This window comes from Rhodococcus sp. 06-235-1A, assembly GCF_002258785.1.
Lineage (GTDB): Bacteria > Actinomycetota > Actinomycetes > Mycobacteriales > Mycobacteriaceae > Rhodococcoides.
The window spans coordinates 164,318-177,668 of record NZ_NOYI01000013.1; the positions used below are offsets into that span (position 1 = coordinate 164,318).

Annotated in this window: 9 protein-coding genes; 8 read left to right on the plus strand and 1 reads right to left on the minus strand. The window is 64.2% G+C overall.

The annotated features are described in order from the left end of the window. Nucleotides 1-74 precede the first annotated feature (74 nt). The 8 genes from CH275_RS13835 to CH275_RS13870 all read left to right on the plus strand — a co-directional run bounded on the left by CH275_RS13835 (nucleotide 75) and on the right by CH275_RS13870 (nucleotide 11,580). Nucleotides 75-1,871, plus strand: a complete 1,797-nt coding sequence (locus CH275_RS13835) for an ABC transporter ATP-binding protein (protein ID WP_094678936.1) — start codon at nucleotides 75-77, stop codon at nucleotides 1,869-1,871. Between the two features lie 10 nt (nucleotides 1,872-1,881). Beyond that, a complete protein-coding gene (locus CH275_RS13840; protein ID WP_256991019.1) occupies nucleotides 1,882-2,514 on the plus strand; it encodes an IMPACT family protein in 633 nt (210 codons plus the stop codon). 166 nt (nucleotides 2,515-2,680) lie between these two features. Continuing rightward, complete coding sequence (locus CH275_RS13845) at nucleotides 2,681-3,166, plus strand: single-stranded DNA-binding protein (RefSeq protein ID WP_094679258.1); 486 nt, start codon at nucleotides 2,681-2,683, stop codon at nucleotides 3,164-3,166. 126 nt (nucleotides 3,167-3,292) lie between these two features. After that, complete coding sequence (gene ettA, locus CH275_RS13850; protein ID WP_032402531.1) at nucleotides 3,293-4,972, plus strand: energy-dependent translational throttle protein EttA; 1,680 nt, start codon at nucleotides 3,293-3,295, stop codon at nucleotides 4,970-4,972. A 1-nt stretch (nucleotide 4,973) separates the two neighbouring features. After that, nucleotides 4,974-5,399, plus strand: a complete 426-nt coding sequence (locus tag CH275_RS13855) for an acyl-CoA thioesterase (protein WP_094678938.1) — start codon at nucleotides 4,974-4,976, stop codon at nucleotides 5,397-5,399. 125 nt (nucleotides 5,400-5,524) lie between these two features. After that, a complete protein-coding gene (locus tag CH275_RS13860) occupies nucleotides 5,525-10,363 on the plus strand; it encodes an NAD-glutamate dehydrogenase (protein ID WP_094678939.1) in 4,839 nt (1,612 codons plus the stop codon). Nucleotides 10,364-10,427: 64 nt separating this feature from the next. Beyond that, a complete protein-coding gene (locus CH275_RS13865; protein ID WP_094678940.1) occupies nucleotides 10,428-10,898 on the plus strand; it encodes an acyl-CoA thioesterase in 471 nt (156 codons plus the stop codon). Beyond that, nucleotides 10,891-11,580, plus strand: coding sequence for a hypothetical protein (locus tag CH275_RS13870; protein ID WP_094678941.1), 690 nt, complete (start codon nucleotides 10,891-10,893; stop codon nucleotides 11,578-11,580). Before CH275_RS13865 ends, CH275_RS13870 begins: the two co-directional genes overlap by 8 nt. Here CH275_RS13870 and CH275_RS13875 read toward each other — a convergent pair. Continuing rightward, complete coding sequence (locus CH275_RS13875; protein ID WP_094678942.1) at nucleotides 11,577-13,160, minus strand: glycoside hydrolase family 13 protein; 1,584 nt, start codon at nucleotides 13,158-13,160, stop codon at nucleotides 11,577-11,579. The two genes, CH275_RS13870 and CH275_RS13875, sit on opposite strands and share 4 nt — an antisense overlap. Nucleotides 13,161-13,351: the final 191 nt, after the last annotated feature.

Sequence of the window (13,351 nt, forward strand, 5' to 3'; positions counted from 1 at the left end):
TTGCAACCTCATAGTGAGGTAACCTCTGCATATTGCTTCAGCGACTCTGCACTTCAACTTCTCCGGAGGTCTACTTGGAACGCCGACCCGAACGTTCTCTCCCCGCAGCCGATCCAGCACCCGCTCGTCGAGTCCTGGCTCTCTTCACGCCGTACCGGCGCAAGATCGCAGTCGTCAGCGCGATCATCGTTGCCAGCGCGATCATTGCGCTGGCGTCTCCCTTACTTCTCCGCGAACTCCTCGATCATGCAATCCCTGATCGCGACGTCACCCTCGTCAGCCTCATCGCACTCGGCATGATCGCAGTTGCAGTCGCCACCAACACTCTCGGCGTCGTACAGACCTGGATGTCCAACGGCGTCGGTCAGCAACTCATGCACGATCTACGCGTGCAGGTCTACTCGCACCTGCAACGCCAATCCCTCGGTTTCTTCGCACGCACCCGTACCGGCGAGGTGCAATCACGGATCGCCAACGACATCGGCGGCATGCAGTCCGTCGTCACCAACACCGCCACGTCCATTGCGCAGAACGCGACCACCGTCGCCGCGACGGTCGTCGCCCTCTTCCTGCTCGACTGGAAGCTCGCGACCTTTTCGTTGATCATCCTGCCCGTCTTCGTTCGCGTCGCCCGCCGCATCGGCGACGAGCGTCGCAAAATTTCGACGAAGCGGCAGAAGCTGCTCAGCGACCTCTCGGTGCGGATCGAGGAATCCCTCTCTGTCAGCGGCATTCTGCTGGGTAAGACCACTGGTTCCGCACAGGTGTTGACCGAGAAGTTCGCCGACCGATCCCACGAAGTGGCCGGCGTCGAGCTCGCAGCGATGATGGCGGGTAAGTGGCGGATGGCCACCATCCAGATCAGCTTCGCCGTCATGCCTGCCCTGGTGTACTGGTTCGCCGGTATCACCATCGGTCAGGGAAGTGCGTTGACGATCGGTACCCTGGTCGCCTTCACCGCTCTGCAGACTCAATTGTTCCGGCCCACCATGCAGTTGCTCAACACCGGGGTCGAGGTGCAGGCCTCGCTCGCCCTCTTCGGGCGGGTGTTCGAATACCTCGATCTGCCGATCGACGTAGCCGAGCCCGAGCATCCGGTGACACTGACCCGCGAGGCGGTCCACGGCGACGTCGCCTTCCGCGGCGTCGACTTCACCTATGCCGCGGCGACAATTCCGACCTTGAGGAACATCGACCTCGACGTCCCGGCCGGCAGTACCCTCGCCCTCGTCGGCGCAACCGGTTCGGGCAAGACAACTTTGGGCTATCTCGTTGCGCGGCTGCATGATCCGTCGTCAGGATCGGTGACCATCGACGGTATCGACCTGCGAGAGATGGCGTCGGAGAACATTGCCGACCTCGTCGGCGTCGTCTCTCAGGAGACGTACCTGTTTCATGCCACGATTCGGGAGAACCTGCGATTCGCCAAACCCGATGCCACCGACGCGGAGATTTTCGCCGCCGCCCGAACGGCACAGATCCACGATTTCATCGACGGCCTCCACGACGGCTACGACACGATGGTCGGCGAGCGCGGCTACCGATTCTCCGGCGGTGAGAAGCAGCGCATCGCGATTGCCCGAACCGTGCTGCGCAACCCGCCGATTCTGGTGCTCGACGAAGCGACCAGTGCCCTCGACAATCGCACCGAACGCGCAGTGCAAACGGCGCTCGACGGATTGATGAACGGGCGAACGACCATCCTGATCGCGCATCGGTTGTCCACAGTGCGCTCCGCGGATCGCATCGCCGTCCTCGACCACGGTGTCGTGCGTGAGGTCGGAAGCCACGAGTCCCTGTTGGAGAGCGACGGCATGTACGCCCAATTGATAAGGGCCGCAGACGATGTCGTGGACAGTATTGCGGCATGAGCGAGTCCGGGTGATCTCACTGCGGACCATCGCGGGCCGCGTCGAATGCGAGACCGAGATCAAGAGGTCCAGGTTCGTCGCAGTCGTCGACCGCGCGGCCACCGAAGGAGAGGCGCGAGCGGTGATCGAGACAGCTCGCAAGGCCGATCCTGCTGCCGGACATCACTGTTCGGCGTTCATCGTGGACGCGTCGTTCACCGATCCGCGCATCGAGCGATCCAACGACGACGGCGAACCCGGTGGCACGGCAGGGATGCCGATGCTCGAGGTGCTGCGTGGGCATCACCTGACGAACGTCGTCGCAGTGGTCAGTCGATATTTCGGTGGAACCAAGCTGGGTACCGGTGGTCTGGCCCGCGCCTACTCCGGCGCGGTGGTCGAGGCACTGTCGCACGCGACGTTTCTCACCCGGGAGCGACGCGAGATCATGACTCTCGAACTCGACCACGCCGAGGTCGGTCGCGTGGAATCGGAATTGCGTGGCCACGGAGTTCTCGTGGTCGGTACCTCCTACGCGGCGCGTGCGGTGCTGACCGTTGCGGTTGCCGACGCCGACTCGACTGCTGCACTGGTTGCTTCGCTCACCGCCGGTCGCGTGGTTCCGGTGCGTAGCGGGCTGATGTACGCCGAGGTTCCCGAATAGCACAGACCGCCGACATTCTCGGGTCGACCCGGCTCCGAATCGGGCACTTCATCCACAGGCCGGGCCGTTGTCCACATTTTGCGAACACGTTCACCACGGACGTTCTCCGCGTAGCAGTGTCGATCTCGATCGCAATCACGCGATGACGAATCGAGAGGAAGACATCATGTACGAGGCACAATGCGCCGTGGTCGGCACAGTCATCACCAATCCGGTCAAGCGGTCCACGCCCACCGGCGACGAGGTGCTCAGCTTCCGGATGGCCAGCAACGCCAGGCGTCAGGATCGCACCACCGGCGAGTGGACCGACGGCGGCACGCTGTATCTGACGGTCACGTGCTGGCGTCGTCTGGTGCGTGGAGTCGGAGCGTCGTTGATGAAGGGCGACCCGATCATCGCGTACGGGCAGCTGCGCACCAACGAGTACACCAATCGTGACGGCGTCGAGCGGTCCGATCTCGAGATGCGGGCCAGTGCCGTCGGACCGGATCTCTCGCGCTGCAACGTGTCGATCCATCGAACGAAAGCGGTGGCACCGGAGACGGCTTCGGACGGCGATCCAGGAGCGACGGAACCGCTCGACAGCGATCGGGAGTCGGTCGAGGACCGCGAATCCGTCGACGACGAGATTCGAGAGTCGGTCCTCGCCTGAGGGACTGCCTGCATCCGTCGTCCACGCCGCATCGGAGCCTCCGATCGGGGCCGGACGGCGGATGTGGGCTCGGCACCTTCTCGGGCGATGGTGTTCGGACGCGCTCGCACCGATAAGCTGGGCGTCATGGCTGAATTCATTTACACCATGAAGAAGGTGCGCAAGGCGCACGGCGACAAAGTAATCCTCGACGACGTGACGATGAGCTTCTATCCAGGAGCGAAGATCGGCGTCGTCGGCCCCAACGGCGCCGGTAAGTCCAGCATCCTCAAGATCATGGCGGGAATCGATCAGCCCGGAAACGGTGAGGCGTTCCTGGCTCCCGGTGCCTCGGTCGGCATCCTCATGCAGGAACCGGTCCTCGACGACACCAAGACCGTTCGCGAGAACGTCGAGGACGGTCTCGGCGAGACGATGGTCCAGCTCAAGCGGTACAACGAGATCGCCGAGTTGATGGCCACCGACTATTCCGACGAGTTGATGGAAGAGATGGGCGAGCTGCAGGAAAAGCTCGACCACGCCGATGCCTGGGAGATCGACTCCCAGCTCGAACAGGCAATGGACGCGCTGCGCTGCCCGCCGCCCGAGTCGCCCGTCACCAACCTCTCCGGTGGTGAGAAGCGCCGCGTGGCCCTGTGCAAGCTGCTGCTGAGCAAGCCGGACCTGCTGCTGCTCGACGAACCGACCAACCACCTCGACGCCGAGAGTGTGCTCTGGCTCGAGCAGCACCTGGCCGCATACGCAGGCGCTATTCTCGCCGTCACTCACGACCGGTACTTCCTCGACCACGTCGCGCAGTGGATCGCCGAGGTCGACCGCGGACACCTGTACCCGTACGAGGGCAACTACTCCACCTACCTGGAGAAGAAGGCCGAGCGTCTCGAGGTCTCGGGCAAGAAGGACCAGAAACTGCAGAAGCGCCTCAAGGACGAACTCGCCTGGGTCCGTTCCGGTGCCAAGGCGCGTCAGGCCAAGAGCAAGTCTCGTCTGGCTCGCTACGACGAGATGGTGGCCGAGGCCGAGAAGACCAGGAAGCTCGACTTCGACGAGATCCAGATCCCCAACCCGCCGCGCCTCGGCGATGTCGTGGTGGAGGTCAAGAGCCTGGACAAGGGCTTCGACGGCCGCGTGCTGATCAAGGATCTCTCGTTCACGTTGCCCCGCAACGGCATCGTCGGCGTCATCGGCCCCAACGGCGTCGGCAAGACGACGCTGTTCAAGACCATCGTCGGGCTCGAGGAGCCGGACGGCGGCGAGGTCAAGATCGGGCAGACCGTCAAGCTCAGCTACGTCGACCAGAACCGCTCGGGCATCGACTCGAAGAAGACGGTGTGGGAAACGGTCTCCGACGGGCTCGACTTCATCACCGTCGGCAGCTCCGAGTTCCCGTCCCGCGCGTACATCAGTTCGTTCGGATTCAAGGGCCACGATCAGCAGAAGCCGGCCGGCGTCCTCTCCGGCGGTGAGCGCAACCGTCTGAACCTGGCGATGACGCTCAAGCAGGGCGGCAACCTGATCCTGCTCGACGAGCCGACCAACGACCTCGACGTCGAAACACTCGGATCGCTCGAGAACGCGCTGGAAGAATTCCCCGGTTGCGCCGTGGTCATCTCGCACGATCGCTGGTTCCTGGACCGCACCTGCACGCACATCCTGGCGTGGGAAGGTGGCTTCGGTGACAACGAGGCCGCGTGGTACTGGTACGAGGGCAACTTCGAGGGCTACGAGGCCAACAAGGTCGAGCGCCTCGGACCCGACGCGGCGCGTCCGCACCGCGTCACGCACCGGAAGTTGACCAGAGACTGACATGTCGGGAAAGACCTTCACCTACACACTCCAGGTGCGGTGGGGTGATTCCGACCGCCTCGGTCACGTCAACAACACCCGCTTCGTCGAATACCTCCAGGAGGGCCGCGTTCAGTTTCTGAACGCGGTCCTGGGAGGTTCGGAGCGACGGGGTGCCGCGGTGGTGCGCAAGCTGACCACCGATTTTCTGCATCCGATTCTCGACGACTCGGGTCCGCTGACGATCGAACTGTGGGTCACTCGGATCGGGAACACCTCGTACGGCGTCGAGCATGTGGTCACCGACCGCGATGGAACGGTCTGCGCGAGGGCGGAGGCGCTGATGGTTGCCTTCGATCTCACAACCTCCTCATCTCGCGCTCTGAGCGAGGACGAGCGACGTCTCCTCACGGAGTATCTCGTCGCCGGAATCGAGTCCCCGGAATAGTTCGCCGCGCTGGGTCTGCAAGGTCACTGCGGTAATCGAGTCTTCGACACTAAGGTCGAGGAGTCATCGACGACCGGCGATCGGCGGGCGTCGGGAAAATCCTCACGAGGGAGTACTCGAACACCATGCCGCGCTCGCTGGATCCGACCGACACCGACTGGGCCGACGGGCTCGACCACCGACTTGTCGCCGAGCTGGCGACCCTGCGCACCGAGTACTTCGAGCACGTGGACACCACCGCTGTCGGATCCTCCGCATACACACCCGACAGCACGTCTTTCCACCGGCACGTCCGATTGGCCTCCCAACGCCGTCCGCAGACTGCGAACGTCGTGGTTCACCGGCCGAGCGAATCGGGTTCTGCCGCCCATCAGGCCGCGGGTAGCTACTTGCAGATCGTCACCGACGACATGCCGCTTCTCGTCGAGTCGATCATCTCGCTGCTGTCCCGGCTCGGCATCGAATACACCGATGTGGTTCACCCGATTCTGTCGGTCGCTCGCGATGGCGACGGAGTGCTGACAGGTCTGAGCGCGAGCGGGTCACGCGAGTCCTGGATCCACGTGCAGCTGCATCCCTCCACCTCCGACGACGCCGTCGCCCGACTCGAGTCGGAGGCGAGTCGTGTCCTGGCCGATGTGCGGCAGGTCGTCGGCGACACGGATCGAATGCGTCGAGTACAGGCCGAGGTTGCCGATCTCCTCGACGGTGCGGCCCAGCGGATGGATGACGGTGAGTCCGACATCGCCGTCGACCATCGCGACGCGGCCGCCTTGCTGCGTTGGCTCGGCGACGGCCACTACACGTTGCTGGGGTATCGGCGATACCGGATCGGCGGCGTCGACGGTGCGCGGACGGCCACCGGCGAGGAGTCGAGCAGCCTCGGTGTGTTGCGCGACGCAGCGCACGACGTGGACGTTGCGGAACCGCTCGGTGAGCGCGACCTCGTCGCCCTGACGCAGGGAGCGAGTCCGGCCACGGTGCACCGCGCCGTCTACCCCTACTTCGTCAGTGTTCTCGACGCCGAGAACTCCGCCGAACACCGCTTCGTCGGCGTGTTCACCGTGACCGCCCTGCACGAGAACGTGCTCGACATTCCGGTGATCGAGCGTCGGGTGCGCTCGGTGATCGCGCGGGCCGGCCACGATCTCGGGTCGTTCTCGGGTCAGGCCATGCTCGAAGTGCTGCAGTCCATGCCGCGTTCGGAACTCTTCGCCACCTCGGCGACCTGGTTGTTCGAGACCGCGAGTGCTGTTCTGGCACTGGGCCGTCGGCGCAAGGTCAAGTTGTTCGTCCGGCCCGATACGGGCGGTTCGTTCGTCTCGGCTCTGGTGTATCTACCGAGGGATCGCTACACCACCCGTGTTCGCCTCGCCATTCAGGATCGGTTGCTCCGCGAACTGGGCGGTACCTCTCTCGACTACACAGCGCGGGTCACGGAATCGGACCTGGCACTGCTGCACGTGACGGTGCGTCGCGCAGCAGGAACCGCCGTGCCGGAACTGTCGGCCGAGGACATCACTCGGATCGAAGCCGCCCTGACCGAGACCACCAGAACCTGGGAGGATTCCCTCGGCGACGCCGTTTCCCTCGACCGCACGGTCGACCCGCTGCGGATTCAGCGGTACACCGAGGCGTTCCCCGAGGCCTACAAGCAGGATTTCCGTCCGGCTCGGGCCGTGACCGACATTGCTCGCCTCGAAGCGCTCGGCGACGAGTCGATCGACATGCAGCTCTATCGCAACGAGCAGTCAGCTGTGGGAAGCTGGCGTTTCTCGCTGTACATCGGCGGCGCGGGCGTCTCCCTGTCGCAGGTGTTGCCCATCCTGCAGAGCCTCGGCGTCGAGGTCGACGACGAACGACCGTACCCCGTCGTGCGGCCGGACGGAATGTCCTGCTGGATCTACGATTTCGGGCTCTCCGCTTCTCGCGAGATGCTGCGCTCGGCAATCGACGGTGACATCGACGCGGAGTTGTCCGAGGCAGGCACCGCCGATCGCGAGAGCCGAGTGCAGCACCGGTTCACCGACGCGTTCGCCGCAGTGTGGAGCGGGCAGGCCGAGGCGGACCGGTTCAACGAGCTGGTCATGCGCTCCGGCCTGCACTGGCGGCAGGCAGTGGTGTTGCGCGCGTACGCGAAGTATCTGCGGCAGGCCGGCTTTCCCTACAGTCAGTTCAACATCGAAGGTGTGCTGCTGACGCATCCGCGCACTGCCCGGCTACTGGTCGGGTTGTTCGAGGCGCAGTTCGATCCCGATGCGAGCTCGGAGGAGCGCGCGCAGTCGATCGGCACCCAGCTGGGGGAATTGATCGACGAGGTCGTCAGTCTCGACGCCGACCGAATTCTGCGCAGTATGTTCGAGCTGATCCGCGCGACCTTGCGAACCAACTACTTCGTGGTGGGAGTAAACGGCGAACATCGCGAGTACCTCTCGCTCAAGTTCGATCCGCAGTCGATCGCCGAATTGCCCAAGCCGAAGCCGAAATTCGAGATCTTCGTGTACTCGCCCCGCGTCGAAGGTGTGCACCTGCGGTTCGGGGCGGTGGCCCGCGGCGGACTGCGCTGGTCGGATCGACGTGAGGACTTCCGCACCGAGATCCTCGGACTCGCCAAAGCCCAGATGGTCAAGAACGCCGTCATCGTTCCGGTCGGGGCCAAGGGTGGATTCGTCGTCAAGCGGCCTCCGGTCGTGACCGGTGACGCCGATCGAGATCGTCAGGCCCATGCCGAGGAGGGCAAGGCCTGCTACCGCCTGTTCATCGCCGGGCTGCTCGACATCACCGACAATCTCGACCGCGCAACCGGAACGGTCACGGTTCCCACCGGCGTCGTGCGCCGCGACGGAGACGACACCTATCTCGTCGTTGCCGCGGACAAAGGCACCGCGACATTCTCCGACATGGCCAACGACGTGGCCGCGAAGTACGGCTTCTGGCTCGGCGACGCCTTCGCATCCGGTGGGTCTGCCGGCTACGACCACAAAGCCATGGGCATCACCGCCAAGGGCGCATGGGAGAGCGTCAAACGGCACTTCCGCGAGCTCGGAATCGACACGCAGAGTCAGGATTTCACCGTCGTGGGTGTCGGAGACATGAGCGGCGACGTCTTCGGGAACGGCATGTTGCTCAGTCGGCACATTCGCCTGCTCGCCGCGTTCGATCACCGGCACATCTTTCTGGACCCCGATCCCGAGCGGGAATCCGCGTACGCCGAGCGGGAGCGGTTGTTCGCACTGCCGCGGTCGTCGTGGGCGGACTACGACACCTCGCTCATCAGTGCGGGCGGCGGCGTGTGGGAGCGGACGCGCAAGTCGGTCCCGATCAGTGCGGCGGCTCGCGCGGCACTGGGGCTGGGGGATTCGGTGGACGCGTTGTCTCCGCCAGAGCTGGTGAACGCGATATTGAAGGCTCCGACCGATCTGTTGTGGAACGGCGGGATCGGCACGTACATCAAGGCGTCGACGGAGACCAACGGCGAGGTCGGTGACAAGGCGAACGACGCGGTTCGGGTCGACGGCGTCGATGTGCGTGCCGCAGTGGTGGGGGAGGGCGGCAACCTCGGTGCCACCGCGTTGGGCCGTATCGAATACGCCGCAGCCGGAGGCAAGATCAACACCGATGCCGTCGACAACTCCGCGGGTGTCGACTGCTCCGACCACGAGGTCAACATCAAGATCCTGCTGGAAACGGCCATCACCAACGGCAACCTGGCACGTGAGGATCGGGACGAGCTGCTCGCGTCGATGACCGACGAGGTGGGGCGACTGGTGTTGTGGGACAACATCATGCAGAACGAGCTGCTCGGCACGTCCAGATTCGATGCACCCAATCTCGTCACCGTGCACAGCCGGGTCATCGAAGACCTGGAAAGGCGTCGAGGCCTCGACCGAGAGCTCGAGGCGCTGCCGACAGAGGCAGAAATGCGGAAACGGAAGCAGGACGGCCGAGGGCTGACGTCGCCGGAACTCGCCACGTTGATGGCACATGTGAAACTCGCGTTGGAAGCGGAACTGCTCGACAGCGAGCTTCCCGACAGCGATGTCTTCGCCCCGCGGTTGCCCAAGTACTTTCCCGAACCGTTGCGGGAGCCCTACGCCGAGGCGATCAAGGCGCATCCGCTGCGGCGTCAGCTGGTGGCCACGACCCTGGCCAACGAGGCCATCGATTGCGGCGGAATCACGTTCCCCTACAGACTGACCGAGGATTCCGGTGCAGCGGGTACCGACGCCATCAGGGCGTTCGCCGCGGCCACGGAGATATTCGGACTCGACGAAGTGTGGAATGCCATCCGTGCCGCGGATGTGCCGACCGCAGTCTCGTCCGAATTGCTGCTCGAATCGCGTCGCATGCTCGATCGTGTCTCGCGCTGGCTGCTCGCCAACCGGCCACAGCCTCTGGCTGTCGGAGCGGAGATCAGTCGATACGCCGGTCAGGTGCGGGAACTGCAACCGTCGGTGTCCACGTGGATCTCCGGGCATCAGGCCAGTGATCTGGACGCCCGATCGGCGGCCGCGATCGAACGGGGCGCACCGACGGACCTGGCCAGGCGCATCTACGGCCTGCTCGACGTGTACTGCTTGCTCGACATCATCGATATTGCCGACATCGTCGACCGAGACGGAGCCGAGGTCGCCGAGCTCTACTTCGCGCTGGATGCGCACATCGGAATCGACTGGTTGCTCACTGCCGTGTCCAAGCTCGCTCGTGGAGATCGCTGGCACTCGTTGGCGCGCTTGGCCCTTCGTGACGACCTGTACTCCTCGCTGCGAGGAATCACGCAGGCCGTGCTTGCTGGCGGTGAACCGGACGAGTCGGTGGCGGAGAAGATCGCGGAGTGGGAGTCGACCAATTCCTCGCGCCTGGCGAGGTCGCGTGCTGCGTTGACCGAGATCGCCGAGTCGGGGACCCTGGACTTGGCGACACTGTCGGTTGCCGCCCGCCAGGTTCGCAACATGGTGCCCTGACCTGCCACGTCATATCGCAGTCGCCGCAATGGACGACATTCGACCGAGAAGAGGAAACGACCACGTGAGTGTGCCCGACGCCCATTTGTCCGACAAACGACCGGTAGGTGTTGCCGAACCCGTGGGCTTCCATGCCACAGTGGATGTGCGGTGGTCCGATATGGACGTGTATCAGCACATCAACCATGCCCGCATGGTCACCCTCCTCGAAGAGGCACGTATCCCGTGGTTGTTGGTGGACGGAAGACCGACCGCGAACCTGCGGCACGGAGCGGTGATCGCCGATCTGCACGTGAAGTATCGAGGTCAGCTTCGCCACGAGGACGGCCCGCTCGATGTCTTCATGTGGATCGACGCGGTACGGGCGGTGGACTTCGTCGTCGGATACGAGGTCCGGGCCAAGGGTGCCTCGGTGGACACCCCTGCGGCCGTGGTGGCCTCGACGCAGATCGCTGCATTCGACATCGATGCGCAGCGGTTGCGTCGGCTCACCCCGGAGGAGCGCGAGTTTCTCGTGAGCTGGCAGCGTGTATGAGCGCGTCCTGACCGTTCCCGATGCGGTCGAGCGAGAGAATCTGGCCACGTTCTGCACCAAGGCGCTGCGTCTGGACGAAGCTGCTGTGATCCGGATGCGGACGCGAACGGGCGGCAGTGTGTCCTGTTGGGCCACAACCGGTTTCGATGCTCTGGCGGCGCGAGTGATCACCGGAACCGTGGTGCCCGACGATACGTGCGCGGGTGCCGATGTGTTGTCTGCAGCTCTGCAGCAGGCGGACGACGGTGTGGTCGACCCAGGATTCTCGATGGATTCTGCATGGCGTGGCGCACTGCCGCCGGACGGCGGGTTCGAGCATCTCGACGACGTTCCGGCCCGAATCCTGGTCGGGCTCGCCCAACGCGGCGCGGCCCTGGCGAAGGAGCACGGCAGCAGTCATGGACCACCGAGTTCGCTGTTGGAACAGGAAGTGCTGCACGTCGCCGGTGACGTCGGCGAAGTGTCGATCTCGATGCGGACCGTATTCGCCTTGACCGCAATGGGTTTCGTTCCACACAGCGGCACCGATCCCATGACCATCGATGTCGATCCCGACCGAATCGCAGCCGACGAGGTGGTCCGGGTACGCGTATCACCGGTGTGGTTACGTCTCGACGCCCGCTACGGCTCGGTGTTCGTTCGTCGAGCGGGCCACCAGTTGTCGCTGACCGTGGAGCGCTAGACGAGCCAGGCAGCAGCGTGTGCGGCGAGCCGACCGTTCACCAGAGGTGCACTGGCCAAGAGCAACTCGCCGGGCGGCAGTGGGATCGACTCGTCCGATGCGTTCAACGCGCAGATGAGGCCGCCGCGTCGACGAAAGGCCAGGCAGCCGGGAGGCGCTCCGTACCAATCGATCCCGTTGCCGGTGAATTCCGGACGCAGGGCCCGCAACTCGAAGGCAGTGCGGTACAGGCTCAGCATGGAATCGACGTCTTCGAGTTGCGCCTCGGCGGTGTGTCCGTCCCACTCCCGGGGCATCGGTAGCCAGGTGCGATCGGTGGAAGAGAAGCCGAACGGGGGCTCGTGTCCTTCCCACGGCATCGGCACGCGGCAGCCGTCGCGCCCACGCTCCGCGTGCCCCGATCGCTCCCACACGGGATCCTGGAGCGCACTCTCGGGCAGCTGCACGTTGGGCAATCCGAGCTCGGCACCGTTGTAGACGAAGACGGTTCCGGGAAGGGCCAACTCGACCAGAATCATGGCGCGGGCGCGCGCACGACCGACATCGCCACCGCCGTACCTGGTGACCTCTCGTTCGACGTCGTGGTTGGACAGCGTCCACGTCGGGGTACCGTCGACGAGTTCGACGGCCGCAAGTGAGTTGGAGATGGCGTCGCGGATGGTCTCGGCGTCGAAATCGACACTGGCCAAACGGAAATTGAACCCCAGGTGCAGCTCGTCCGGCCTGATGTACTCGGAGAACCGAACATTGTCCTGTACCCAGATCTCGCCGACGGTGACCGTTCCGGGGAACTCGTCCATGACTGTTCTGATGCGCCGATGCAGGTCGTGGACGCGCGGATTGTTGAACCGAGGATCGTCGTCGTCGTTCTTCATCAACGCGTTCAGTTCGAGACTCATGTCGGCCAGGTCGGCTGGTTTGGCCATGCCGTGCGCAACGTCGAGTCGAAATCCGTCGACGCCGCGCGAGAGCCAGAACCTCAGCGTGCGGGCGAAGTCGTCGAACACCTCGGGATTGTCCCAGTTCAGATCCGGCTGTTCGGGCGCGAATATGTGCAGGTACCACTGCCCTGGGGTGCCGTCGGGCTCGGTGATGCGGGTCCACGCCGGGCCGCCGAAGATGCTCGGCCAATTGTTCGGCGGCTGCGAACCGTCGTCACCGCGTCCGTCGCGAAAGATGTAGCGAGCCCGTTCGGCGCTTCCACGTGGCGCGGTCAGGGCGGACCGGAACCAACGGTGCTCGATGCTGGTGTGATTGGGAACCAGATCCATCGTGACCTTGATGTCACGCGCATGAGCTTCGTCGACCAGCGCATCGAAGACTGCGAGGCTTCCGAACATCGGGTCGATGTCGCGTGGATCCGATACGTCGTAGCCGTGATCGGCCATGGGGGACCGGGTGATGGGGCCGATCCAGACTGCATCGATTCCCAGCAGTTCGAGATAGCCGAGCTTGTCGCGAATTCCGTCGAGGTCGCCGATGCCGTCTCCGTTGGAGTCCGCGAACGACCGGGGATAGATCTGATAGAAGACGGCGTCTTGCCACCACAACAACTCGGAGTTCTCGATCGGATCGGTCACAAGTGGCAATAGTGCCAAACGAACGGCCGGAGAACGATTCAGGGGCGATGAGGGTCGGAACGGTACAGAATCGCGGGTCAACGTGGAGTAAAGGTTTGTGCTCATTCACATGACCGACACGTGCCTGATGCTTTGGAAAGTGTTGTATGTTCTGCTTCTGTTACCAGTAGCGGCGGAAGCCGCGCCCGACG